Origin of the sequence: Nonomuraea gerenzanensis (assembly GCF_020215645.1) — a bacterium.
GTDB classification, from domain to species: domain Bacteria; phylum Actinomycetota; class Actinomycetes; order Streptosporangiales; family Streptosporangiaceae; genus Nonomuraea; species Nonomuraea gerenzanensis.
Window position 1 is genome coordinate 6,351,972 of record NZ_CP084058.1, and the last position, 21,908, is coordinate 6,373,879.

The window sequence follows — 21,908 nt, forward strand, 5'->3', positions numbered from 1 at the left end:
CTCCCAACGAACTGGATCATGCACAAGGGGGACGAAGCATGAGACTTTCCACGAAGACGCTCGGGGCGCTGGCACTGGGGGGCGCGCTGACGGCGGGCCTGCTGAGCGCCCCGGCCGCCTCGGCCACCGCCCTGCCGGGCTGCCCGGCCCCGCGAACCGCGAACGTCGACCACGGCTCGGGCGTCATGCGGGGCTCGTTCAACCTCAAGACCGCCCCGTACGCCGCGTGCGGGAACGTGACCAGGCTGCGCGCGGGCCAGGTCCTGTACTTCCACTGCTGGACCGTGAACAGGTACGGCAAGCACTGGGTGTACGCCCGCGTCAAGGGCACCGACACCCACGGGTGGATGAGCCTGGACAACCTGCGCGGGGTCAAGAACACCGGCCCGACCTTCTGCCCGGGTGAGGACCACCGCAACGGCTGACGGACCGGCGATGGCGGTACCGGTGCGCCGGCACCGCCATCGCCGCGTCTCTGCGGCGACCACCGGGTGAGATCAAGCAGGACGATCAGGGTCTGCTAGCCAGCGCGAGACGGACGGCGAGGCCGATCAGCAGCGTTCCGGACAGGTACTCCAGGTAGCGGCGCACGGCGGGCCGCTTGAAGAAGCCGTCCGCCGCGCCCACCAGCCGCACGATCCCCAGATACCACGCCAGGTCGATGAGGGCCGAGGCCACCGCCAGGAGCAGCAGCATCGGCAGCACCGGAGCTCCCTCGGGCACGAACTGCGGCAAGAACGACAGCGCGAACACGCCGGCCTTCGGATTGGCCAGGTTGGTCAGCAGCCCGGAACGGTAGCAGCTCCACAGGGAGGGCGGCGCGGGCGACGCCGCGGCCACGGACGGATCACTCCTGGCAGTGCGCCGCGCCTGCCACAACATCCGCGCGCCGAACCAGACCAGCACCGTCGCGCCGGCGATCCGCATGACGTCGAAGGCGACCTCGGAGACCAGCAGCAGCGCCGACAGCCCGAAGGCCGCCGCCAGGCACCACACCAGCCAGCCGGTCTCGTTGCCCAGCACGGTCGCCACACCCGCCGACCGGCCCGCGCGGACGGACTGCCGCAGGACCACCACGGTGGTGGGCCCCGGGATCATGGACACCAGCAGAGAAGCGACCGCGAACGCGATCAAGGCACTCAGCATCGGGGCCCTCCCTTCACGAACGAGCCCTCCCTGATCCGATGCAACCACAGGCGCCTGCGGACCGCAGGATCCGGCGGCCGATCGGACGGGATTGACCCGGCACGGCCAACTCAGCCAAAATTGACTCAATGAATATTGACCTATCTGTCGAACGGCGGGCCGCGCGGCACGCCGCGCTGGGCGACCCGGTCCGGCTCGCGATGGTGGACGAGCTGCTCCTGGGCGACCGCTCCCCGGGTGAGCTGGGCGAGGCGTTCGGGCTGTCGTCCAACCTGCTGGCGCACCACCTGAAGGTGCTGCAGGAGGCCGGGCTGATCACGCGGACGCGTTCGGAGGCCGACCGGCGGCGCAGCTACGTCCGGCTGCTGCCCGGCGCGCCCGCCGGGCTCGGCCCCGCACCGGCGGCGGCCCCGGCGGCCGAGCGGGTGTTGTTCGTCTGCACCCACAACTCCGCCCGCTCGCAGCTCGCCGCCGCCCTGTGGCAGGCGCGCAGCCACCTGCCCGCGGCCTCGGCCGGCACCCGCCCGGCCGCCCGCGTGCACCCGCGCGCGCTGGCCACCGCCCGCCGCCATCGCCTGCGCCTCGACCCGCACGCCACCGCCCACCTCGGTGACACCGTCCGCGCCGGCGACCTGGTGGTGGCGGTGTGCGACAGCGCCTACGAGCAACTGCCCGCCCGGCCGCCGCTGCACTGGTCGGTGCCCGACCCGGTGCGCGCGGGCACCGACGACGCCTTCGAACGGGCCTACAGCGACCTGGCCGGTCGCGTCGACCGGCTCGTCACCGCCCTGACCTCCCAGCCTCCCGCCGCACCGAAGGACACACCATGACGCTGGAAGCCGCCGCCCGTACCTTGGCGGACGAGTTCGACGGCGTCTTCGGCGCCGAGACCGTCGGCCGCGTCCTGCGCACCAGCCACGACCAGCTCACCGGCCGTGGCGCCTCGGCCGGCGAGCTGCCTTCCATCGCCGAGCGCTTCGCCCGCCAGCGCCTGCTCGCCCTGGCCCGCGTCGAGGGCAAGGACACCACGGGCGTGCCGATCGTGCTGTTCCTGTGCGTGCACAACGCCGGGCGCTCCCAGATGGCGCTCGGCTTCCTCACCCACCTCGCCCAGGGCCGGGCGATCGGCTGGTCGGGCGGTTCGGCACCCGGTGAGCGGATCAACCCCTCGGCCGTCGAGGCGATGCGCGAGCGGGGCATCGACCTCGCCGGCGAGTACCCCAAGCCGTGGACGCCCGAGATCGCCGAGGCCGCCGACGTCATCGTCACCATGGGCTGCGGGGATGCCTGCCCGGTCTTTCCCGGCAGGCGGTACGAGGACTGGGAGCTGCCCGATCCGGCGGGCCAGTCGGTGGAGGCGGTGCGGCCCATCCGTGACGAGATCGAGCGCCGGGTGCGGGCACTGCTGGCCCAGCTCGGCGTCCCCGCCGCCGGAAGCACGGCCGCGGGGAGCACCGCCGACGCGAGCACGGCCGCGGGGAGCACCGCCGACGGGAGCACCGCCGACGCGAGCACCGCCGCAGGGAGCACCGCGTGACGGCGCTGGTCAGGCGGGCGTTCGCCGAGGCCGTCGGAACCGGCCTGCTGGTCACCTCGGTCATCGGCTCCGGCATCATGGCGCAGCGGCTCTCCCCCGGTGACGTGGGCCTGCAACTGCTGGAGAACTCCACCGCGACCGCGTTCGCGCTGACCGCGCTCATCCTCGTCATGGGGCCGGTCTCCGGTGCCCACTTCAACCCGGTGGTGTCGCTGGCCGACTGGCTGCTGTCCCGGCGCACCGGGGGCGGGCTGAGCGGCCGGGCGCTGCTGGCGTACGTGCCCGCCCAGGTGGCGGGGGCGCTCGGCGGGGCGGTGCTGGCACACCTGATGTTCGAGCTGCCCGCCGTCACCGTCTCCACCCACCAGCGCACCGGCTCCGGGCTGTGGCTGGGCGAGGTCGTGGCGACCGCCGGGCTGATCGCGTTGATCTTCGCCCTGACCCGCACCGGCCGCGCCGCGCTGGCGCCGCCCGCCGTCGGCGCGTACATCGGCGCGGCCTACTGGTTCACCTCCAGCACCAGCTTCGCCAACCCCGCCGTCACCCTCGGCCGCACCCTCACCGACAGCTTCGCCGGCATCGCACCTGCCTCCGCGCCCGGCTTCGTCGCCGCTCAGCTCGCCGGCGCGGCGGTCGGCCTGGCCCTGGTCGGGCTGCTGTATCCGCGGCCGCTGCCGGCGTCGGTGCCGGATCACCTCGCCGCCGCCGATCCGGCGGCACCGGCCCGGACCTGACCAAGGTCCCACCGCGCATGTCGCCTCTCTGCTGGAGGCGGCTCCCGGGCGCCGGGTCAGGTGCCTGTCACGGTGCTGCGGCGTTCGACCAGCAGGACGTCCCGCCACGTCCCGTGGTGGCGGCCGACGCGCTCGCGGGTGCCGACGACCCGGAAGCCGAGGGCCCGGTGCAGGGCCAGGCTGGCGGCGTTCTCGGGGAAGACGCCGGACTGGATCGTCCAGACGCCGGCGTCCTCGGCGGCGGCGACGAACGCCGCCAGCAGCGCGCGGCCGACACCGTGGGCCTGGCAGCCCGGATGGACGTAGACGCTGTGCTCGACCACTCCGGCGTAGACCGGCCGGGACGAGACCGCCGAGGCGGCCACCCAGCCGAGCACCTGGCCGGTGCCGGTGTCGCAGGCCACGTAGCGCAGGCCCGGCAGCCTGGCCGAGGTGAAGCCCGCCCAGGCCGGGGCGCGGGTCTCGAAGCTGGCCTGACCCGTGTCCAGCCCGGCCTGGTAGATCGCCAGCACCTGATCGGCGTCGCCCGCGCGCATCGGCCGGATCTCCACCTCCGGCGGGGCGGCGGGCTTGGTGGCCTGGACGATCGCCGAGCGCACCCCGCCGCCGTGGTCAGCCGCCGGTGTGACCCGTACGCCCACGAACCCTGCGGCGGACAGCAACCGCCGGTACTCGGCCACCGGCAACGCCCCGGCCACACAGCCGATCCGCTCCTCGGCCGCCGCACGCGTAGCCGGGCCGGGCGCGCCCTCGACGACGACGTCGCTGACGCAGAACCGGCCGCCCGCCCGCAGCACCCGGAACGCCTCGGTCAGCACGGCCGCCTTGTCCCCTGACAGGTTGATCACGCAGTTGGAGAGCACCACGTCCACCGACCGGTCCGGCAGCGGCACCCGTTCGATGGTGCCGTGCAGGAACGACACGTTGCGCACCCCGGCCTGCTCGGCGTTGCGCCGGGCCAGCGCCAGCATGTCGGCGGCGGCGTCCAGCCCGTAGACCTTGCCGTGCGGGCCGGTCCGGCGCGCCGAGAGCAGCACGTCCAGGCCGCCCCCCGAGCCGAGGTCGAGCACGGTGTCACCGCGCCGCACCTCGGCGACGGCCACCGGGTTGCCGCAGCCGAGGCTCGCCCGCACCGCCTGCTCGGGCAGCGCCTGAAGGTCGGCGTAGCCGGCCGCGCCGAAACCGCCCTGCTCGAACGCGTCCCGTCCGCAGTCGGTGACCTCCTGCCCGGCGGCAGCCGCCCTCGCCAGCGCGGAGTAGTGGTCGATGATCTCGTCGTGCGCCATGGTGACGCTCCTTCACTCGCAGGCGGGCTCGGCCGGCACGGGGTTGCCCATGACCACGTCGGCGGCGGTCGGGAAGCACCGCACGCAGTTCTCGTTGATCCGGTACAGGCTGGACGTGCCCTGCCGCTCGACGAGCACGAACCGCACCTCGGCCAGGATCTTCAAGTGGTGCGAGACCGTGGACTGGCCCACCCCGGACGCCGCCACGATCTCGCCCACGCTCATCGGCGCGCGCCGCCGGGCCAGCAGCGACACGATCTGGATGCGGGTGGCGTCGGCCAGGGCCTTGAACCAGCTCGCGTACTCCTCGGCCGCCGCGCGCGGCAGCGGCTCCTTGTCCTCGTTCATCGTCAATCGACGATAGTCGATGAAGCTCGGCGAAGGAAGCCCCCGGGTGCCGTCGCGACGATGGAGCGGCACCAGGTCGCCGTCTACGTGGGGGCGATCGCGGCCGGCGCCGTGGTGGGCCTGGCCGCCCCCGGGCTCGGGCCGGTGCTGGAGCACGCGATCAACCCGGTGCTGGCGGCCTTGCTGTACGTGACGTTCCTACAGGTGCCGGCGGGCGAGCTGGTGCGGTCGCTGCGCGCCGGCCGGTTCCTGGCGGCAGCGCTGGTGGTGAACTTCGCCGTGGTGCCGCTGGTGGTCGCGGCGATGTTCGCCGTCCTGCCCGCCAGCCTGCCCGCCGATCGGGCTGTGCGGCTGGGCGTGCTGCTGGTGCTGCTGACGCCGTGCGTCGACTACGTGGTCGTCTTCACCGGGCTGGCCGGGGGCGACGCCCAGGTGCCCGAGCTGGACGGCAACCTGGCGGTGGTGGCCGGCGTGGTGCCGTTCTACGTGGCGTTCCTGGTCGTGATGGGCGCCGCCGGGCTCGCCGTCGCCCGATTGTTCCGCCTGGACGCGCCGGCCGGGCGGGCGATCGTCTTCACCGGCGCCACCCGCAACTCCCTGGTCGTGCTGCCGCTCGCGCTGGCGCTGCCCGGCCACCTGTCCGTCGCCGGGGCGGTCGTGGTCACGCAGACCCTGGTGGAGGTGGTGGGCATGCTCGTCTACGTCCGCGTGGTGCCCCGGCTGCCGTCACTGCGGTAGCGCGGAGCAGTGACCGGTGCGGTGGTCCTGGAGGCTCGCCACGGCCGCGCGCCGGGCCGCGGCCGGTTCGGCCAGCTTCGCGTCGATGCGGTCCACCACCGCCTCCAGCACTCAGCCACCGGAGCCGACGAGCCGGTCCAGCGCGATCGCGGGATCGGCGAGCGCGGTGCGGTCCACCGGGGAGCCCGCCAGGACGAGCGCCTTGAGCTGCTCGCCCTGGTCCCAGACGTTGACGTTCATGGCCGCGATCACCGTGTCGTCACGCAGCCAGAAGGCCAGGAACACCCGCGCGTCCAGGTCCCCGCGGATGACCACGTCGTGCGCGAGCCCGGGCGGGACGTGGCCGAGGTACTCCATGCCCAGGTCGTACTGGTCGGTGTAGAAGTAGGGCAGCTCGTCGTAGGCGGCCGGCCGGCCGAGCATGGCGCGGGCGGCCACGGCGGGCTGGTTGAGGGCGTTGGCCCAGTGCTCGACCCGGAGGTGGGTGCCCAGGCGGGGGTGGTAGGCGCTGGCGACGTCACCGGCGGCGAAGATGTCGGGATCGCTGGTGCGCAGGTCGGCCGTGGTCGTGACGCCGTTGTCGACCGCCAGCCCGGCGGCGGCGGCCAGCTCGGTGTCGGGCACGGCGCCGATGCCGGCCACCACGGCGTCCGCCTCGAGGTGGGTACCGTCGGCCAGCCGCAGGCCGGTCTCGGTGACCTCGGCGAGCCGGGCGCCGAGCCGCAGGTCCACGCCGTGCTCGCGGTGCAGGCCGGCGAAGACCGCGCCGACCTCGGGGCCGAGCGCGCCGAGCAGCGGCTGCCGTTCCTGCTCCACCACGGCGACCTCGGCGCCGGCCGCGCGGGCCGCGGCGGCGGTCTCCAGGCCGATCCAGCCGGCGCCGACCACGGCGATCCTGCCTGCGGCGGACAGCGTGGCGCGCAGCCGTTCGCAGTCGTCCACGGTACGCAGGTACAGCACGCGGTCGTGGCCGGGGACGGTCAGGCGGCGCGGGCTCGCCCCGGTGGCCAGCAGGAGCTTGTCGTAGCGGAGCCGCTCGCCGTCGGACAGCGTCACCTGGTGCGCGGCCCGGTCGAGTCCGGTCACCGCGACGCCGGTACGCAGGTCCACGGCGTGGTCGCGGTACCAGCCCGCGTCGTGCACGAAGATCTTCTGCCGTTCGTCGGCGCCCTGCAGGTAGCCCTTGGACAGCGGTGGCCGCTCGTAGGGCAGGTGCGGCTCCCTGCCGACGAGGACGATCTCGCCCTCGAACCCCTCCTTGCGCAGTGCCTCGGCGGCCTTGGCCGCGGCCAGGCCCCCTCCGGCGATCACGAACGTGGCCGGTGCCGGCATCGTCCCTCTCCTGTCTGCTCGTTCGGGTGGAAGGTCGCTCGTACGGGTGGCTAGGCGTGCACCCCGGACAGCGCGAAGAACTCCTGCCGGGAACGCGCGTCCTCGCGCAGCACCCCCTGCAGGGCGGACGTCACGGTGCGCGACCCGCGCACGCGCACGCCGCGCATCGACATGCACAGGTGCTCGGCCTCGATCACCACGCCGACGCCCTTGGGCGCCAGGTGCTGCCGCAACCAGTCGGCCACCTGCTTGGTCAGCCGTTCCTGCACCTGCAGATCGCGGGCGAACAGCTCGACGACCCGGGCGAGCTTCGACAGCCCGAGGATGCGGTCGCCCGGCAGGTAGCCCACGTGGGCCACGCCCTGGAACGGCAGCAGGTGGTGCTCGCACAACGACTGCACCGGGATGTCGCGGGCCAGCACGAGCTCGTCGTACCCCTCCTCGTTGGGGAAGGTCGTCAGGTTGAACTCGCGCGGCGCCAGCAGCTCGGCGTAGGCGTGCGCGACCCGCCTCGGCGTGTCGGCCAGGTGCTCGGACGTCGCGTCCCTGCCCAGTGCGGTCAGCAGGTCGGCCACCGCCCGCTGCGCGGCCTCCAGGTCCACGCCGTCGCCCCGGCGGACCACCCGCAGGCGGCGCTGCTGGTGCTCCGCCGGGGTGACGGCCGGCTCCGCCACGGACTCGCTCATGCCGCCCGCCCGTGATCGTTGCATGCGCCCCGCATGATGCAACCCCCTTCTTCTATCGATGAGTTTCGTTAACATTAGAAGGAGCACGGTAATTTAGTCAACAGGAGTGGGTTTTAGAATGGGCGAGGTCAACGGTGCATCGGCAGGCATCTCCGCCATCGCGGCACTGGACGAGCCGACCCGGCGCCGCCTGTACGAGTTCGTGGTGCGGCAGCCCGCACCGGTGAGCCGCGACCAGGCCGCCGACGCCGTGCAGGCGCCGCGCAACACCGTCTCCTTCCACCTCGACAAGCTGGTGGCCGAAGGCCTGCTCGAAGCCGTCTACCAGCGCCGCACCGGCCGCACCGGCCCCGGCGCGGGGCGGCCGTCCAAGCTCTACCGGCGCTCGCCCGGGCAGATCGCCGTCTCGCTGCCGGACCGGCGCTACGAGAGCGCCGCCCATCTGCTCGCCGACGCCCTCCAAGAGGCGCAGGACACCGGAGAGCCGCCGCGCGCCGTACTCGACCGCCGCGCCCGCGAGCTCGGCCGGGGACTCGGGCGCGACGCCCGCCCCGCCACTCCCGCGCCGGACGCGCGCACCGGGGTCATGCAGGCGCTGGAGGCCCTCGGCTTCGAGCCCCGCGCAGCCGGCGACACCATCGCCCTGGTCAACTGCCCCTTCCACAGCCTGGCCCGGCAGCACACCGAGCTGGTCTGCGGCATGAACCTGTGCCTGCTCACCGGCCTGCTCGAAGGTCTCGCCGCGACCGGGGTCACCGCCCGCCTGGAGCCCGACCCCGAGCACTGCTGCGTCCGCCTCCACCCGGCCGGCCCCACCCCGGCCGCGCACTGAGAGCGGCGCCACGCCAGGGCCCCCGGCCAGGCTGGGGCGGGGGCCCCGCCAGGCTGGGGCGGCGCCGGTCTACGCCCGGTCGAGGGCCGCTCGCACGCCGGGCTCGACGGCCGCGCGGAAGGCGGCGTCCAGCTCGGCGGGCGAGGCCGTCGTCTGACCGTCCACCCACGCCCGCAGCAACCCCATGAACGCCCCCACCACGCAGACCACCAGCAGGTCGAGCGCGGCCGAGCCCCGTGCGCCCGCCGCCAGCAGCTCCTCGCGGACGACGGCGGCGAGCAGCCGCTCGCCGTGCGCGTGCACCGGCCCGCCGCCGCGCCGCCCCAGCAGCGCCCGCACCAGCCGCTCCTGCTCACGCACGTGCTCGAACATCGGCAGGCTGAACGCCAGCAGCCGCCCCTGCGAGGAGCGGGCGCCATCCGCAGGGGGCCGCAGGAAGGCCAGCTCGCCGACGTTGCTGAGCAGCACGTCCTGCTTGTCGGTGAAATGGGCGTAGAACGTGGAGCGGCCCACGTCCGCCCGCTCGATGATGTCGGTCACGGTCACCGCGTCATACCCCTTGTCCAGGATCAGCGCCACCAGCGCCTCCTGGATCAGCCGCCGCGTGCGCCGCACCCGCCTGTCTCCGGACACTTCCCCGCCCTCTGTTCGGTACGGCACACTGCGGCCGATCTGCTCGTTGACCCGCGCCCTGGATGAACACATCATCCAATACCGAACACATCGTTCCGAACTCGGAGAGGTCAGGCCATGGCACTGGGCAAGCTCCTGCATCGTCACCACCACACCGAGCACCCCGACTCCGGCGGCGTGCTCGACCGGCCGCGCGCGTACGAGGTCTTCGGTTCGATCGCCTTCCTCGGCACCCGCCGCGCCGCCTTCACCCGCGTGGCCACCGCGGCCCGGCCCCGCGCCGGCGACCGGGTCCTCGACGTCGGCTGCGGCACCGGCTACCTCAGCCGGATCCTGGCCCCGGTCGTGACGCCCAGCGGGCACGTCACGGGCCTGGACCCGGCACCGGAGATGGTCCGCTACGCCACCCGCCGCGCCCCGGCCAACTGCACCTACGTCCAGGGCCAGGGGCAGGACCTGCCCTTCCCCGACCACTCCTTCGACCTGGTGGTCTCCAGCCTGGCCGTGCACCACATCCCGAAGGAGGCCCGGCCTGAGGCGTTGCGGCAGATGTACCGGGTGCTGCGGCCGGGCGGGCGGCTGCTCATCGCCGAGTTCCGCCCGCCGGCCGGCCCGGCCCGGCACCTGGTGGGCGTGCTGTCGGGGCCGGCCATGCGGCACGATCCCCGCGAGCTGCTCGGCACCCTGATCCCGGACGCCGGGTTCGTGGTGGAGTCGGAGGGCGCGTTGCCGTCCCTGCTGTACTACGTCCGGGCCACCCGGCCGTAGCCGCGGCGACCGCCGGGTCAGCCCCCGGACGGCGAGCAGCAGGAACAGCCTGGGGCGCAGGTCCCGCAGCCCTGCTCCTCGGTGGCGGCCGGGACGGCGCAGCAGGCGTCCCCGCGCCAGGCCTCGCGCCCCTCCTTGACGGCGACGGCGGCGATGATCAGCGCGGCGATCGGGTCGGCCCAGGACCAGCCGAACAGGCTGTTGAGCGCCAGCCCGGCCAGCAGCACACCGGACAGGTAGGTGCACAGCAGCGTCTGCTTGGAGTCGGCGACCGCCGAGGCCGAGCCCAGCTCGCGGCCCGCGCGCCGCTGGGCGCCTGACAGGAACGGCATGACCAGCAGCGACAGCGCGGCCAGGATCAGGCCCGGGGTGGAGTGCTCGGCCTCGCCGGCGCCGAGCAGGGCGCGTACGGCGTCGAACGTGACGTAGGCGGCCAGCGCGAAGAACGAGATCGCGATCACGCGCAACGCGGCCTTCTCCCGCCGCTCGGGGTCGGCGGCGGAGAACTGCCAGGCGACCGCGGCGGCGGAGGCCACCTCGACGATCGAGTCGAGCCCGAAGCCGATCAGCGCGGCGGAGGAGGCGGCGGCGCCGGCGGTGATGGCGACGGCCGCCTCGATCACGTTGTAGGTGATGGTGACCCCGACCAGCAGCCGGATGCGGCGCCGCAGGGCCGTCCGCCGCGCCAGGTCCAGCGTCACCGTCTGCCTCCGCCGTGGTCCGGGCACAGTGCCACGGCGTGGCCGGTGGCGGCCAGCAGCTGCTCGGCCGAGGCGAGCAGGTCCATCAGCTCGGGCCGGGTCAGGGAGTAGAACGACTGGCGGCCTTCGGCGCGGTAGTCGATCAGCCCGCAGTCGCGCAGGCAGGCCAGGTGCTTGGACACGGTGGACTGGGCCAGCCCGAGCTGGGTGGTCAGATCGACCACCCGGGCCTCGCCGCGGGCCAGCCGCTGCACGATGCGCAGCCGGGTCTCGTCGGCCAGGGAGTGGAACAGCGCCGCCGCAGGGGAGATGCCGGCGGCGATGTCGGCACTGACACAACGGCCGGCATCCTGATTGATCGCCATATGGCGATGATAGCCAGGAATCGGAATGTAGTGAAGGCGCGCCGGTCGGCGGGCAGGCGGACAGCGATCGGGTCCATGGAGCACAGGTCTGACCTCTTCGAGAACCAGCCGCGCAGGCCCCGATCGGCGTCGAACGGCGAGCGCAGCGCGTAGACGAGATCCGCCTCGCGTCAGGCCGCGGCCACCTCGTCGGCGGCGATCTCCCAGCCGACCCGGCGGACGAGGTCGTACCGCTGGTGCAGCCGCGAGGCGGGAGCGCGGACCGCCGCGTGCCGGCGCGGCCGCCGGCGCAGGTCGGCCGCCTTGCCGACGTAGAGGACCTCGTCGCGTTCGCCGAGGAAGCCGCGTTCGCCGAGGAAGAGGTAGACGCCGGCCTCGCGCGGCGCGTGCGCGGCGGCGGCCCGCAGGACCGCGAGCCCCGCCTCGCCCCATTCGTTCACCTGGCCTCCTCCGGCTCGCGCGGCGGCTGGATCAGCGCCTGAGCGTACCGTGGCAGGCGCCGGGTCAGGACGGCGGCGAGCAGCCCGAGCCCGGCGTAGGCAGCGCCGAGCAGGCTGGCGGCGGTCCAGCCCGCGGCGCTGTAGGCCCAGGTGGTGGTGACCGCGCCGAGCGCGGAGCCGAGGGAGTAGCAGGCCATGTAGGCGCCGATGACGCCGCTGCTCCGGTCGGGCCGGGCGGTGGTGAGCAGGTGCTGGTTGCTGACGTGCACAGCCTGTACGGCGAAGTCCAGCACCACGACGCCGGCGATCAGCAGCCACAACGACGACCCCGCCTGCGCGATCAGCAGCCACGAGGCGGCGAGCACCGCCAGCGCCCAGCACGTGACGGCGGGCGCCCGGCCCCGGTCGGCCCACCGTCCGGCCCGGGCCGCGCCGAGCGCCCCCGTCAGACCGGCGAGCCCGAACAGCCCGGCTTCGGTGCTGCCGAGGTGCCACGGCGCGTCGCCGAGCGGCAGGGCCAGCCCGCTCCACAACGTGCCGAAGGAGGCGAACAGGAAGAACGCGACCAGCCCCCGGCTCAGCAGGAGCCGGTCACCGGCGGCCAGCCTGACCAGCTCCGACAGCGCGTCGCCGTAGCTGGCGCGGGGACGGCGGAGCTCGGGCTCCAGCGTGAGCCGGGCGGCGAGCGCGAGCGCGGCGCAGAGCCCGGCGATGACGAGGTAGACGACCCGCCAGCCGGCGTGCTCGCCCAGCGTGCCCGCCACCACCCGCACGCCGAGGATCCCGACGACCACACCGGAGGTGACCGCGCCGATGTTGCGGCCCCGCTCGCCCGCCGGTGAGACGGCGGCGACGTAGGCCACCGTGATCTGCACGACCACGGCGAACAGCCCGGCCAGGGCCAGTCCCGCGATCGCCACGGCGGCCACGGGCGCGATGGCGGCCACCCCCGCACCCGCCGCGGTGAGCAGCAGGTGCACCGTGATGAGCCGGCGCCGATCCACCAGGTCACCGAGCGGGACCAGCAGCACCAGCCCCGCCAGGTAGCCGATCTGCCCGGCGGCGACCAGCCATCCCAGCGATCCCTCGTCCAGCCCGAGGTCCCGGCCCGCGGCCTCGATGACCGGCTGGATCCCGTAGACGACCGACACCGCCACCGCGCACACCAGCGCGAGCACGGCCCGCCGCCTTCCCGTCAACCCCGACGCCATACCCGCCTCCGAAAGGTTTCAAAATGCAACTCATTGGAAGCTAGGGCATAATGGTTTCAAATCGCAACCCATCTTGGAGAGGCCAGTGGACGTCACGCTCGCTACGGGAAGCTCGTGGACCGACCCGGCCTGCCCGGTCGCCCGGACCGTCGATCTGGTCGGCGACCGGTGGAGCCTGCTGATCGTCCGCGACGCGATGGACGGGGCCGCCACGTTCACCGAGTTCCACCAGCGGCTGGGGATCGCCCGCAACATCCTCACCGACCGGCTGCGCAAGCTGGTCGAGCAGGGCATCCTCGCCAAGAGCGCCGACGGGGGTGACGGCCGGAGGCACAGCTACCGGCTCACCGAGGCCGGGCAGGACCTCTTCACCGCCGTCGTCGCCCTGCGCCAGTGGGGGGAGCGTCATGCCTTCGCCCCGGGGGAGCCGCACTCCGTCCTCGTCGACGAGCAGGGGCGGGAGCTGCCCGAGCTGCGCCCGTCCGGGCAGGACGGCACGCCGCTGTCCGCCGGGGCGTCACACGTCCGCAAGATCACCTGAGCCGGCCGGCACACATCACCGGACGGAACGCTCCGTATGTCACCCGGACGGGACGCTGCGCGCGTCATTCGGGCGGCACACTCCCGCGCGTCATCCGGGCGGCACGCTACGTGCGTCATCCGGGCGGCACGCACCGCGCGTCATTCGGAGGGAACGCCGCGTGCCAAGGCCCGTAGGGCGTGCGCGGTGGCCTCCGGCAGGGACAGGACGCCGAGCGGGGCTTCCGCCAGCGCGCCGGGCTGCGGGAACGCCCTGCTGAGCCCGGCCGGAGCGAGACCCGGCACGAACGCACCGAACAGGCGGGCGAGGTCCGCCATGACGGCCCCCGCCCGCTCGGCGTCCGGCACCCCGGCACGCACGAGTTCGCGCACGCCCGCCTCGAACGGATCCCAGGCGCCACACGGCTCCCCCGGCCCGTCCAGGGCGAAGATCCGCCGCGCCCGGCGGACATGGTGGATCAGGCCGTCGAGCCGGGGCAGATGGGCGACCATCACCAGCTCCGTCGCGGACCGCCGGCTGATCTCGATCATGCCGGGGTCACCGTCCACCAGGATGGTCCGCCGGTAGGTGCCACCGGCCACCATCTCCACGGCCGCCGTCGCGCGCGCCGACAGGCGCCGCAGCGCGTCCGCGAAGTCGAGGGATCCGTCGTGGGAAAGCCTGATGGCCAGCCCGCCATCCGCCCGCAGCCGGTCGGCGGCCCGCCGCCGGGCCCGCAGCTCGCGCGGGGTGGCGCGGAACACCTCGGCGAGAACGCGGTTGAGCTGCCGCACGCTGCCGAACCCCGCGGCGAACGCGATCTCGGACACCCGCAAGTCGGTGTCGTCGAGCAGCCGGCGGGCGAAGTGCGCGCGCCGGGAGCGGGCGAGGTGGTCGGCGCTCACCCCCGCGTACTGGAGGAACATGCGCCGCAGGTGCCGCGGCGACACGCCCAGCCGGTCGGCCAGACTGCTCTCCGTCGCTTGGTCCAGCGCCCCGTCGGCGATGAGCCGGACGGCCCGGCACACCAGCTCCGGCATGTCGCCCGCGTCCGCCGGCTCGTGCCGGTACGGGCGGCAGCGATGGCAGGCCCGGTAACCGGCGGCCTCCGCCGCGGCGGCGAACGGGAAGCGGGTGACGTTCGCCGGCAGGGGGCGGCCCGGGCAGTCGTCGCGGCAGTAGATGCCGGTGGTCACGACGGCGCCGACGGCGTTCACCCCCTCAGCATGGCACCTCCCGGCCCACCAGATCGGACAGATCCGGACAAGCTGCTAGTCCAGGCCGGATCCGGTGGCCGTTCGCCCGGCAGAATCGGGGCCTCCATCGACAGAAAGGCCGCCCCATGACCGCGGTTTCGAACAAGCAGCTCGTCATCGACGCGTGGAAGATCTTCGCCACCCGGGACCCCGTCCAGGTCGCCGCCCTCTTCGCGCCCGACGCGCAGTGGCTCGCGCCCGCCGGAAACGCGACGTCCCTCGCCCTCGACGGGACCCACCACCTCATCGGACGGGAGCGGATCGTGCGGTTCCTCACCGAGGAGTTCGCCACGGTGTTCGTCGAGGACGTGTCGATCCGCTTCGGCGGCTTCCACGCCGACGGTGACACCGTGGTGGCCGAGCTGCGGCTGCAGGCCACGCTGAGCCACGGCGGCCACTACGACAACGAGTACTGCTTCGTCTTCGAGCTGGAGTCGGGCCTGATCAAGCGGGTCCGCGAGTACATGGACACGCAGCGCGGCGCGGCCTGGTTCCGTTCACCCGCCCCTGCGTCCAGCGGTGAGCGGCGATCAGCTTCGGCGGCCGTTCAACAGTCCGGCGGGCACGGTGCTCTATCACCATGACGGAACCAGGAAAGGCAGAGCTCATTGGATGAGCGCTTCGAGGAGTTCGCGGCGCAGCGGGCCGACGCGTTGCTGCGCTACGGCTACCTCCTCAGCGGCAACCCGCACGACGCGGCCGACCTCACCCAGGAGGCGCTGGTACGGCTGCACCGCGCCTGGCCGCGCGTACGCCAGAAACAGGCGCCGGAGGCGTACACCCGGATGATCATGACCAGGCTGCACATGAGGGCGTGGCGGCTGCGCAGGCGCGAGCGGCTCGACTGGGCGCTGCCCGACACGGCGCAGACGGACCGGCCGCCGTCGGACGACGGCCTCTGGCCGGCGCTGGACGGCCTGCCGAAGAAGCAGCGCGCCGTGCTGGTGCTGCGCTACTACGAGGATCTCTCGGACGAGGAGATCGCCGCCGTGCTGGGGGTCTCGCGCGGGACCGTACGCAGTCACGCCTCGCTCGGCCTGGCCAAGCTCCGCACCATCCTGCCCGACCCGACGGCGAACGGAACCCACGCATGACCGACGAGCTGGAAACCCTCCTGCGTGCCGAGCTCGGCAGGGCCGCCGAGCGGGCCCCGAAGGCGCCGCCGCGCCTGCCGTCCGAGGTGGTCGCGCGCTCGAACAGGCGCAGGACGGCGAGGACCGCGCTGGTGGCGGGCGTCTGCGTGGTGGCCGTCGCCGTCCCCGCCGGCCTGGCCGCCACGCGCGGAACGGATCGCGGCGACGTCGCCACCAGCACCATCGCGCCCGACCTGCCGCCCAAGGACTACACGGCCGACGCGTACCGGATCGGCGAGGCCGTTCTGCTCGACAACCCCTCCCAGAACCGGCCCATCTCCCTCTGGTACGCCCGTACCGACGCGGGCACGGCCCTGTGCGTACGAACGCAGGACAGGAGCGGCGGCAGCACCGCGTCCTGCGGCGAGCCCCTCGGCGGCGAGGCGGCGTCCGAGCAGGGCTCCACCGAGCGCTTCCCCGGCCCGGCGACGGGCCTGCTGCTGTACTACGGCACCGCGGGCCCCGAGGTCGCCCGCGTCACCGCCGTCACCTCGACCGGCAAGCTCCCGGCCACGATCCACCACCCCACCGGCACCCCCCGCGGCATCTGGACCGTCACCGTCCCCTCGGCCCAGAAGGTGACCGCCTTCGAGGTCACGGACGCCGCCGGCAAGCCGATCACGCGCCTCGAACGGCAGCCCTTGGCCGCCCCGGAAGCCTCGGCGGAACCGGTGGGCCGCACCCTGCAGATGCCGGGCAAGCTGGTCGCGGGCCTGTACGAGACGCCCGACCAGACCCTGATCTGGAAGCTGGACGGCCGGGCCGTCGGCCGCACCCACACCCTGTCCGCCGGCGGGGCGGCGCCCGGCCGTGGCGGGCCCCTGGTCGACATGGCGGGCAAGCCGATGGACGTGGAGCTGGGCGAGCACGGGGAGCACTGGTTCGGCATCACCAGCGACAGGACCGCCCGGGTCAGGCTGGTCTTCCGCGACGGCACGACCGTGGAGGCCACGACCAGGGCGGATCCGTGGCGGATCGGGGGGTTCCGGCTGTTCGCGGGGACGCAGCGGCACAGTGCGGATCTGTATCGCGACGGGTTCCGGATCGTGGGGTACGGCGAGGACGGTGCGGAGGTGTGGCGGGAGGATCACCCGGGGTCGTGATCAGGCCGGGTGGCGGTGCCGGGTTCCTTCCGGGGTGAAGGTGAAGGTGTCCTTGAACGCTCCCCTGCCTGTGCGGATGGCCAGGAGGACGGGTTCGTCGCGGGCGGGCCGCCCGTTCCACAGGTGGCAGCAGACGATCGGTCCCGTAGCCCGTTCGGGCAGGTAGGCGAGGGCCTTGCCGAACTGCGGGTTCGTGCCGCCGAAGAGCACGGAGGGCGGGCCGAACCGCCGGCGTACGTCGGTGAGGGTGCGGTTCTGGGCGGCCCAGGTGGTGATGGTCCGGCAGAGGGACGCGTGCTCCTCGCTCCGACGGAGTCGAAGGCGCCCCGGGACTCCAGCGCCCGCAACGCCTGCTCCCACTCCTTCTCCCGCCCCCCGCGTGAGCCAGGTGATCGAAGATCAAGCGCAGAGCCGTCTCACCGCCGAACATGCCGGGCCGGCGCAGCGCCTGGTTGAGCCGGTCCTTGAGGTGGCTACGGATCTCGGCGCAGGAGCGTGCGCCGGGCGTGATCGTCATGCTGCCCATCTCCTCAGACGTACCGGAGGCGACGCAAGCCGGCGGACGTCAACCAGGCCCGGCACTATTCCCGACGTTCGAGCGTGAGCAGCGGCTCCGCGAACACGGGCGCCGGCGCACCCGGATCCGCCGCGACGGCCTCCTCCAGGCGGCGGAAGCCGATCTCCAGCTCATCCGGCGTGAGCTGCGCGAAGAACGACAGGGTACGCAGGCGCAGCCGTTCGAGCATGTCGGCGCGCGTGCCGGGGGACGGCTCGACGACCGTGCGGAAGCCGCTGACGCGCCAGCCCTGCGACGTGAACATCGCGATCACCTCGTGCAGCGGCTGGAACAACGCGGCGTCCGCCTCGTACCCCCGGGGGAAGTGCGCCAGCCACCACGGCCGGGGATGGTGATCGCTGAAGTTCGCGCGCAGCAGCAGCCGTCCGCCGGGCTTGAGCACCCGGGCCAGCTCCCGTACGGCTCGCGGCTTGTCCTGGACGTGGTGCCAGGACAGGAACAGCAGCGCGTAGTCGGCGCTGCCGGACGGCACGGGCAGGTCCTCGGCGGAGCCTGCCAGATAGCGCACGTCAGGATGTGCGGAGCGCTCCTGTGCGATCTCGCGCATGCGGACGGACGGCTCGACGCCCGTCACCGGCCCGAACGTCCGCGCCAGGGCGGGGGTGTACCGGCCGGTCCCCGAGCCGACGTCCAGCCCGGTCAGCGGACGCCGCTCGGGCAGGACCCCTTCGAAAGCGCTGATCCAGGTCTGCAGTTGCCGCTCGTTGAGCGCGCGGCCGCGCGCGTAGTCCTGGTACTGCTCGGTGTCGTAGTCGATCCGCCTCATCGCAGCTCCCCGCATCTCCGGGCTGCCGCGAACCGCCAGCCCGATATATCGAGTAGATACATCGGCACGATATGCACCCAGTGCGGCGATCCGCAATGCTTGACACGCTTCCATAACGTTCGCTTATGGGGCGGATCACAGCTAGCTGTTGGACTTCTAGATCCTGCTTGGGCAGGCTGGAGACAACCCAGAACAAGCAACCGAATGGGGAGAAACCCTCATGAACGCATACGAAAAGGCCATGCGGCCGGAAGACCTCACCCGGCTGTTCGTCGAGCGCTCCAACGCCGGGGACGCGGCCGGAGTAGCCGCGCTCTACGAGGAGGACGCGGTGGTCGCCTACCCGCCGGGCAGCCGGACCGTCGGCCGCGCCGCGATCCAGGCACTCTGGGAGAAGGTGCTGGCCAACCGGCCGAAGTTCGAGCCCGAGCAGCCCTTGCCGACGCTGATCAGCGGTGACCTGGCTCTCACCTCGACCCCGCCCAAGGACGGCGCCGGCGCCCGGGCGCAGGTCGTGCGCCGCCAGCCGGACGGCAGCTGGCTGCGCGTCCTCGACCAGCCGGAGTTCGTCACCCCCGGCCGCTGACCACCGCACGCCCGGAGCCACCGCACGAGCGCACAAGCGCGCGGGCGTTCCGGGCGTGTCACCTCACGGCGTTCGGCTCAGGACCCGAGCGTGACCTCGGCCAGCTCCCGCCAATCCCGCTTCTGCCCATCACGCATCGCCTCGGCGAACCCGCTCTCACCCAGGCGCTCAAGCGCATCCGCCGCGATCCTGGCCGCATCCGGCAGCGACCGGTCCACAGCCCCCCGCACCCCGTCGCTGGCCCCCAGCAACCGCACGGCCTGCTCGTACTCACCCTCCCGCATGGCCACGTCCGCGACCCCGACCAGCACCTCGGCGACCAGCGGCGGATACGCCTGCGGCACGACCACCCGGAACGCCTCGGCCCGGCGCCCGCGCGACTCCTCCAGGTCCTCGGTCAGATAGCCGTACAGGTTCATGGCGCCGACGTACACCACGTCGCCCAGGTCGGCGTGCTCCAGCACCGTGGCCAGGTGCCGGTGCGCCGCGTCGGGCTCGCCGCGCCAGCGCGCCAGGTGCGCCCTGGCCATCTCCAGCTGGGCGAGCGCGTCCGGCCACGCGATGCCGCCCGCGAACCGCTGGGCGTCCGCGATCGCGGCGGCGCTGGCCCGCTCGTCGCCCAGCAGCCAGTGCAACTGGGCCTGCCGCGCCCGCACCCCGACCACGTCCTCGGTCGCGCCCAGCTCGGTCAGCGCCACCGCGGCCTCGTCGAAGCACGCGCACGCGCGCGCGAACTCGCCGCGCATGGCGAGCCGGTCGGCCAGGAACATCAGCGCCAGCGAGATGCCCCACCGGTCGCCCTGCGCCCGGAACTCCGCGAGCGCGAGCTCCGCGTCCGTGTCGACGCCGGTCTCGTCGCCGCTGATCGACAGCCGCAACCGGCCACGGGCGAGCCTGGCCTGCGCGCGCACCCACGGGTCGTCGTCGACGACCAGCGGGTCGAACGCCGACAGGAAGTCCGTCGCGTCATGCAGCAACCGCTCCAGCGGCACGACGAACCCCAGCATCGGGTTGCGGTAGCCGCTGCGCTGGATGTAGCGGTGCGCCTCCTGGATCCACTCCCGCGCCCGGAACTGGTCGCCGTACCCGGAGGTGACGAACACCGTCACGATCGTGTACGCCACCGCCCGCACCTCGTCGGGCACCTCGCCCTGCAGGGAGGCCGCCGCGATGCTCAGCTCGGTGCCCTCGGCCCGGTGCCCGCCGAGGTACCAGTACCAGCCGGCCGCCGCCACCAGCCGCATCGCCTCCAGGGCACGGCCCTCGGCGATCGCCCCGCGCAGCGCCACGACGATGTTGTCGTGCTCCGCCTCCAGCCTGGCCATCCACTCCAGCTGCTCGGCCTTGCGCAGGTGCGGCTCGGCCGTCTCCGCCAGCTCGATGAAGTGCTCCAGGTGCGCCCGCCGCACCGACTCGGTCTCTTCCGCCTCGGCGAGCCGGTCCGCCGTGTACTCCCTGATGGTGTCGAGCATGCGGTAACGCGGCGTGCCCTCGCCGTCGGCCTGCAGCAGCGACTTCTCAGTGAGCGCCGTCAGCACGTCGAGCACCGGCTCGCCGGCGAACACCTCGCCGCCGCACACCCGCTCGGCCGCCTCCAGGCTCGCCCCGCCGGAGAAGACCGACAGCCGCCGCAGCACGCCGCGCTCGGCCTCACTCAGCAGGTCCCAGCTCCAGTCGACGACCGCGCGCAGCGTCTTGTGCCGCGGCAGCGCCGTGCGGCTGCCGCTGGTCAGCAGGCGGAAGCGGTCGTCGAGCCGGCGCGCGAGCTGATCGACCGACATGGTACGCAGCCGCGCCGCGGCCAGCTCGATGGCCAGCGGGATCCCGTCGAGCGCCTGGCAGATGCGCGCCATGGCGGCCAGCGTGCCGGCGTCGGAGCCGATGCCCTTGCGCACCAGCTCCGCCCGGTCCCGCAGCAGCCGCACCGCGGGCGAGGACATCACCGCACCCGGCTCGGCCCCCTTCACGGGCAGCGCGAGCGGCTCGACCTGCCACAACACCTCGCCGGTGATCCCGAGCGGCTCCCTGCTCGTGGCCAGGATGCGCAGCCTCCTGCACTCCCCGAGCAGGCGGTCGGTGAAGGCCGCCGCCTCCTCGATCACGTGCTCGCAGTTGTCCAGCACCAGCAGGATCGCGCGTTCCCTGATCGCGGTGATGAGCCGGTCCAGCGAGTCGCCGCCGCGCGCGTTGCCCGTCAGCCCCTGGTCGCGCAGGCCGATCGCGGTCAGGGCCGCCTGCGCCAGCTCGCCGCCCGCGCGTACCGAGGCCAGCTCGACCAGCCAGGCCCCGTCCGGCAGCTCGCCGAGCATCGTCCGCGCCGTCTCCGTGGCCAGCCGGGTCTTGCCCGAGCCGCCCGGCCCGGTCAGCGTGACCAGCCGGTGCTTGACGGCCAGCCCGGCCACCGTGGCGAGGTCCTCGTCCTTGCCGACGAAGCTCGTCAGCTCGGCGCGCAGGTTCGTCCTGTTGCTCTGCGCCCGCTCGCCCAGCTCGCCGCGCAGCAACGCGGTGTGCAGCGCCGACAGCTCGGCGGAAGGGTCGGCGCCGAGCTCGTCGGCCAGCCGCTCGCGGGTGCGCTGGTACAGCGTCAGCGCCTCGTTCCCGCGCCCCGCCTCGGCGAGCGCGCGCATCAGCGCCGCCACGAAGCCCTCCCGCATCGGGTACGTGGCCACCAGCTCCGTCAGCTCGGACACCAGCTCCGAGCCGCGTCCGAGCCGGAGGTCGGCGTCCACCCGGTCCCCCAGCGCGGTCACGTGCAGCTCGTTCAGCCGCACCACCACGGCGTCGAACGCCTCGCTGTCGCGCAGCGCGATGTCGGCCATGGCGGGGCCGCGCCACAGCTCCAGCGCCGAACGCAGCAGCTCCGCCCGCATCTCGGGCTCCGCCGCGCGGGCCTGGCCCACCAGCTGCTCGAACCGGGAGACGTCCACGGCGTCGGCGGCGACCGCCAGCCGGTAGCCGCCGGACTCCGCCTCGATCACGCCGTCCGGCAGCACCCTGCGCAGCCTGGACACCAGCGCCTGCAAGGCGTTCACCTCGTCGGCGGGCGGTTGCTCCCCCCAGATCCAGTCCACCAGCCTGGCCCGGGTGACGATCCGGCCGGGATCGAGCGCCAGCACGGCCAGCAGCGCCCGCAGCCGAGCCCCGGGAACGTCCAGCAGGGCCCCGTCGCTGTTCCGGACCTCGAACGGCCCGAGCAATCCAACTCGCACA

At 73.6% G+C, this 21,908-nt stretch carries 27 protein-coding genes; 12 read left to right on the top strand and 15 right to left on the bottom strand.

All coding sequences use genetic code 11. The annotated features are described in order from the left end of the window. The first annotated feature begins 38 nt into the window (after positions 1 to 38). Complete coding sequence (locus LCN96_RS29645) at positions 39 to 425, top strand: hypothetical protein (protein ID WP_225265705.1); 387 nt, start codon at positions 39 to 41, stop codon at positions 423 to 425. A gap of 85 nt (positions 426 to 510) precedes the next feature. On the opposite strand, the gene LCN96_RS29650 is transcribed toward LCN96_RS29645, so the two are convergent. Next, entirely contained in the window at positions 511 to 1,146 is a 636-nt protein-coding gene (locus LCN96_RS29650) for a LysE family translocator (protein WP_225265706.1), read from the bottom strand. Positions 1,147 to 1,274: 128 nt separating this feature from the next. On the opposite strand from LCN96_RS29650, the gene LCN96_RS29655 reads away from it, so the two are divergent. From LCN96_RS29655 to LCN96_RS29665, 3 genes are read left to right on the top strand one after another with little or no spacing between them, the layout of a single operon-like run. Continuing rightward, a complete protein-coding gene (locus LCN96_RS29655) occupies positions 1,275 to 1,976 on the top strand; it encodes an arsenate reductase/protein-tyrosine-phosphatase family protein (RefSeq protein ID WP_225265707.1) in 702 nt (233 codons plus the stop codon). Further along, positions 1,973 to 2,683: an arsenate reductase ArsC gene (locus LCN96_RS57150; RefSeq protein WP_311131943.1), complete on the top strand. Its 711-nt coding sequence runs from the start codon at positions 1,973 to 1,975 to the stop codon at positions 2,681 to 2,683. The genes LCN96_RS29655 and LCN96_RS57150 overlap by 4 nt, the downstream gene beginning before the upstream one ends. Next, positions 2,680 to 3,417, top strand: a complete 738-nt coding sequence (locus tag LCN96_RS29665) for an aquaporin (protein ID WP_225265708.1) — start codon at positions 2,680 to 2,682, stop codon at positions 3,415 to 3,417. The genes LCN96_RS57150 and LCN96_RS29665 overlap by 4 nt, the downstream gene beginning before the upstream one ends. Before the next feature lie 56 nt (positions 3,418 to 3,473). Here the strand turns inward: LCN96_RS29665 and LCN96_RS29670 are convergent, their stop codons facing one another. Next, positions 3,474 to 4,703 carry a GNAT family N-acetyltransferase gene (locus LCN96_RS29670; RefSeq protein ID WP_225265709.1) on the bottom strand — a complete coding sequence of 410 codons (1,230 nt, stop codon included), beginning with the start codon at positions 4,701 to 4,703 and terminating at the stop codon, positions 3,474 to 3,476. A 12-nt stretch (positions 4,704 to 4,715) separates the two neighbouring features. Beyond that, positions 4,716 to 5,051: an ArsR/SmtB family transcription factor gene (locus LCN96_RS29675; RefSeq protein ID WP_225265710.1), complete on the bottom strand. Its 336-nt coding sequence runs from the start codon at positions 5,049 to 5,051 to the stop codon at positions 4,716 to 4,718. A 60-nt stretch (positions 5,052 to 5,111) separates the two neighbouring features. Here LCN96_RS29675 and LCN96_RS29680 point away from each other — a divergent pair, with 60 nt between their 5' ends. Beyond that, positions 5,112 to 5,789, top strand: coding sequence for a bile acid:sodium symporter (locus LCN96_RS29680; RefSeq protein ID WP_225265711.1), 678 nt, complete (start codon positions 5,112 to 5,114; stop codon positions 5,787 to 5,789). Here the strand turns inward: LCN96_RS29680 and LCN96_RS56750 are convergent. Genes LCN96_RS56750 through folE form a run of 3 tightly spaced genes read right to left on the bottom strand, consistent with a single transcriptional unit; the run spans position 5,778 to position 7,831 of the window. After that, positions 5,778 to 5,900, bottom strand: a complete 123-nt coding sequence (locus LCN96_RS56750; protein WP_263657337.1) for a hypothetical protein — start codon at positions 5,898 to 5,900, stop codon at positions 5,778 to 5,780. The two genes, LCN96_RS29680 and LCN96_RS56750, sit on opposite strands and share 12 nt — an antisense overlap. Continuing rightward, positions 5,901 to 7,121 (bottom strand): NAD(P)/FAD-dependent oxidoreductase, encoded by a 1,221-nt coding sequence (locus LCN96_RS29685; RefSeq protein ID WP_225265712.1) that lies wholly within the window; start codon positions 7,119 to 7,121, stop codon positions 5,901 to 5,903. It abuts the gene before it with no gap. A 50-nt stretch (positions 7,122 to 7,171) separates the two neighbouring features. Then, a complete protein-coding gene (gene folE, locus LCN96_RS29690; RefSeq protein ID WP_449867071.1) occupies positions 7,172 to 7,831 on the bottom strand; it encodes a GTP cyclohydrolase I FolE in 660 nt (219 codons plus the stop codon). A 94-nt stretch (positions 7,832 to 7,925) separates the two neighbouring features. On the opposite strand from folE, the gene LCN96_RS29695 reads away from it, so the two are divergent. Continuing rightward, positions 7,926 to 8,639: a helix-turn-helix transcriptional regulator gene (locus LCN96_RS29695; protein ID WP_225265713.1), complete on the top strand. Its 714-nt coding sequence runs from the start codon at positions 7,926 to 7,928 to the stop codon at positions 8,637 to 8,639. 69 nt (positions 8,640 to 8,708) lie between these two features. Here the strand turns inward: LCN96_RS29695 and LCN96_RS29700 are convergent, their stop codons facing one another. Continuing rightward, positions 8,709 to 9,272, bottom strand: a complete 564-nt coding sequence (locus LCN96_RS29700) for a TetR/AcrR family transcriptional regulator (RefSeq protein ID WP_225265714.1) — start codon at positions 9,270 to 9,272, stop codon at positions 8,709 to 8,711. Between the two features lie 117 nt (positions 9,273 to 9,389). Here LCN96_RS29700 and LCN96_RS29705 point away from each other — a divergent pair, with 117 nt between their 5' ends. After that, positions 9,390 to 10,040, top strand: coding sequence for a class I SAM-dependent methyltransferase (locus tag LCN96_RS29705; RefSeq protein WP_225265715.1), 651 nt, complete (start codon positions 9,390 to 9,392; stop codon positions 10,038 to 10,040). 17 nt (positions 10,041 to 10,057) lie between these two features. Here LCN96_RS29705 and LCN96_RS29710 read toward each other — a convergent pair whose 3' ends face one another. From LCN96_RS29710 to LCN96_RS29725, 4 genes are all read right to left on the bottom strand, one after another. Further along, positions 10,058 to 10,741, bottom strand: coding sequence for a cation transporter (locus tag LCN96_RS29710; protein WP_225265716.1), 684 nt, complete (start codon positions 10,739 to 10,741; stop codon positions 10,058 to 10,060). Then, on the bottom strand, positions 10,738 to 11,106 hold the full coding sequence (locus LCN96_RS29715) for an ArsR/SmtB family transcription factor (RefSeq protein WP_225265717.1): 369 nt from the start codon (positions 11,104 to 11,106) through the stop codon (positions 10,738 to 10,740). The genes LCN96_RS29710 and LCN96_RS29715 overlap by 4 nt, the downstream gene beginning before the upstream one ends. A gap of 170 nt (positions 11,107 to 11,276) precedes the next feature. After that, complete coding sequence (locus LCN96_RS29720; protein WP_225265718.1) at positions 11,277 to 11,546, bottom strand: GIY-YIG nuclease family protein; 270 nt, start codon at positions 11,544 to 11,546, stop codon at positions 11,277 to 11,279. Next, a complete protein-coding gene (locus LCN96_RS29725) occupies positions 11,543 to 12,757 on the bottom strand; it encodes an MFS transporter (protein ID WP_225265719.1) in 1,215 nt (404 codons plus the stop codon). Before LCN96_RS29725 ends, LCN96_RS29720 begins: the two co-directional genes overlap by 4 nt. A gap of 85 nt (positions 12,758 to 12,842) precedes the next feature. On the opposite strand from LCN96_RS29725, the gene LCN96_RS29730 reads away from it, so the two are divergent. After that, positions 12,843 to 13,298: a winged helix-turn-helix transcriptional regulator gene (locus LCN96_RS29730; protein ID WP_225265720.1), complete on the top strand. Its 456-nt coding sequence runs from the start codon at positions 12,843 to 12,845 to the stop codon at positions 13,296 to 13,298. Positions 13,299 to 13,438: 140 nt separating this feature from the next. Here the strand turns inward: LCN96_RS29730 and LCN96_RS29735 are convergent, their stop codons facing one another. Further along, positions 13,439 to 14,494, bottom strand: coding sequence for a helix-turn-helix domain-containing protein (locus LCN96_RS29735; protein WP_225265721.1), 1,056 nt, complete (start codon positions 14,492 to 14,494; stop codon positions 13,439 to 13,441). 125 nt (positions 14,495 to 14,619) lie between these two features. Here LCN96_RS29735 and LCN96_RS29740 point away from each other — a divergent pair, with 125 nt between their 5' ends. From LCN96_RS29740 to LCN96_RS29750, 3 genes are read left to right on the top strand one after another with little or no spacing between them, the layout of a single operon-like run. Continuing rightward, positions 14,620 to 15,117, top strand: a complete 498-nt coding sequence (locus tag LCN96_RS29740; protein ID WP_225265722.1) for a nuclear transport factor 2 family protein — start codon at positions 14,620 to 14,622, stop codon at positions 15,115 to 15,117. Positions 15,118 to 15,141: 24 nt separating this feature from the next. After that, a complete protein-coding gene (locus LCN96_RS29745) occupies positions 15,142 to 15,627 on the top strand; it encodes a SigE family RNA polymerase sigma factor (RefSeq protein WP_225265723.1) in 486 nt (161 codons plus the stop codon). After that, positions 15,624 to 16,769, top strand: coding sequence for a hypothetical protein (locus LCN96_RS29750; protein ID WP_225265724.1), 1,146 nt, complete (start codon positions 15,624 to 15,626; stop codon positions 16,767 to 16,769). Before LCN96_RS29745 ends, LCN96_RS29750 begins: the two co-directional genes overlap by 4 nt. On the opposite strand, the gene LCN96_RS29755 is transcribed toward LCN96_RS29750, so the two are convergent. Beyond that, positions 16,770 to 17,129, bottom strand: coding sequence for a hypothetical protein (locus LCN96_RS29755; protein ID WP_225265725.1), 360 nt, complete (start codon positions 17,127 to 17,129; stop codon positions 16,770 to 16,772). Between the two features lie 221 nt (positions 17,130 to 17,350). Continuing rightward, the gene (locus LCN96_RS29760; protein WP_225265726.1) at positions 17,351 to 18,112 is read right to left on the bottom strand and encodes a class I SAM-dependent methyltransferase; all 762 of its coding nucleotides are present in this window, start codon (positions 18,110 to 18,112) and stop codon (positions 17,351 to 17,353) included. 220 nt (positions 18,113 to 18,332) lie between these two features. Between LCN96_RS29760 and LCN96_RS29765 the strand changes: the two genes are divergently transcribed. After that, positions 18,333 to 18,698 (top strand): YybH family protein, encoded by a 366-nt coding sequence (locus LCN96_RS29765; protein WP_225265727.1) that lies wholly within the window; start codon positions 18,333 to 18,335, stop codon positions 18,696 to 18,698. A gap of 77 nt (positions 18,699 to 18,775) precedes the next feature. Here LCN96_RS29765 and LCN96_RS29770 read toward each other — a convergent pair whose 3' ends face one another. Further along, on the bottom strand, positions 18,776 to 21,907 hold the full coding sequence (locus tag LCN96_RS29770; protein WP_225265728.1) for a BTAD domain-containing putative transcriptional regulator: 3,132 nt from the start codon (positions 21,905 to 21,907) through the stop codon (positions 18,776 to 18,778). Position 21,908 lies beyond the last annotated feature (1 nt).

What these genes read in the sequence shown, in the direction of transcription:
- LCN96_RS29645 (WP_225265705.1), top strand. Translation starts at nt 39, where the DNA reads ATGAGACTTTCCACGAAGACGCTCGGGGCGCTGGCACTGGGGGGCGCG.
- LCN96_RS29650 (WP_225265706.1), bottom strand. Translation starts at nt 1,146, where the DNA reads ATGCTGAGTGCCTTGATCGCGTTCGCGGTCGCTTCTCTGCTGGTGTCC.
- LCN96_RS29655 (WP_225265707.1), top strand. Translation starts at nt 1,275, where the DNA reads ATGAATATTGACCTATCTGTCGAACGGCGGGCCGCGCGGCACGCCGCG.
- LCN96_RS57150 (WP_311131943.1), top strand. Translation starts at nt 1,973, where the DNA reads ATGACGCTGGAAGCCGCCGCCCGTACCTTGGCGGACGAGTTCGACGGC.
- LCN96_RS29670 (WP_225265709.1), bottom strand. Translation starts at nt 4,703, where the DNA reads ATGGCGCACGACGAGATCATCGACCACTACTCCGCGCTGGCGAGGGCG.
- LCN96_RS29675 (WP_225265710.1), bottom strand. Translation starts at nt 5,051, where the DNA reads ATGAACGAGGACAAGGAGCCGCTGCCGCGCGCGGCGGCCGAGGAGTAC.
- LCN96_RS29680 (WP_225265711.1), top strand. Translation starts at nt 5,112, where the DNA reads ATGGAGCGGCACCAGGTCGCCGTCTACGTGGGGGCGATCGCGGCCGGC.
- LCN96_RS29685 (WP_225265712.1), bottom strand. Translation starts at nt 7,121, where the DNA reads ATGCCGGCACCGGCCACGTTCGTGATCGCCGGAGGGGGCCTGGCCGCG.
- folE (WP_449867071.1), bottom strand. Translation starts at nt 7,831, where the DNA reads ATGCAACGATCACGGGCGGGCGGCATGAGCGAGTCCGTGGCGGAGCCG.
- LCN96_RS29695 (WP_225265713.1), top strand. Translation starts at nt 7,926, where the DNA reads ATGGGCGAGGTCAACGGTGCATCGGCAGGCATCTCCGCCATCGCGGCA.
- LCN96_RS29705 (WP_225265715.1), top strand. Translation starts at nt 9,390, where the DNA reads ATGGCACTGGGCAAGCTCCTGCATCGTCACCACCACACCGAGCACCCC.
- LCN96_RS29715 (WP_225265717.1), bottom strand. Translation starts at nt 11,106, where the DNA reads ATGGCGATCAATCAGGATGCCGGCCGTTGTGTCAGTGCCGACATCGCC.
- LCN96_RS29725 (WP_225265719.1), bottom strand. Translation starts at nt 12,757, where the DNA reads ATGGCGTCGGGGTTGACGGGAAGGCGGCGGGCCGTGCTCGCGCTGGTG.
- LCN96_RS29740 (WP_225265722.1), top strand. Translation starts at nt 14,620, where the DNA reads ATGACCGCGGTTTCGAACAAGCAGCTCGTCATCGACGCGTGGAAGATC.
- LCN96_RS29750 (WP_225265724.1), top strand. Translation starts at nt 15,624, where the DNA reads ATGACCGACGAGCTGGAAACCCTCCTGCGTGCCGAGCTCGGCAGGGCC.
- LCN96_RS29760 (WP_225265726.1), bottom strand. Translation starts at nt 18,112, where the DNA reads ATGAGGCGGATCGACTACGACACCGAGCAGTACCAGGACTACGCGCGC.
- LCN96_RS29765 (WP_225265727.1), top strand. Translation starts at nt 18,333, where the DNA reads ATGAACGCATACGAAAAGGCCATGCGGCCGGAAGACCTCACCCGGCTG.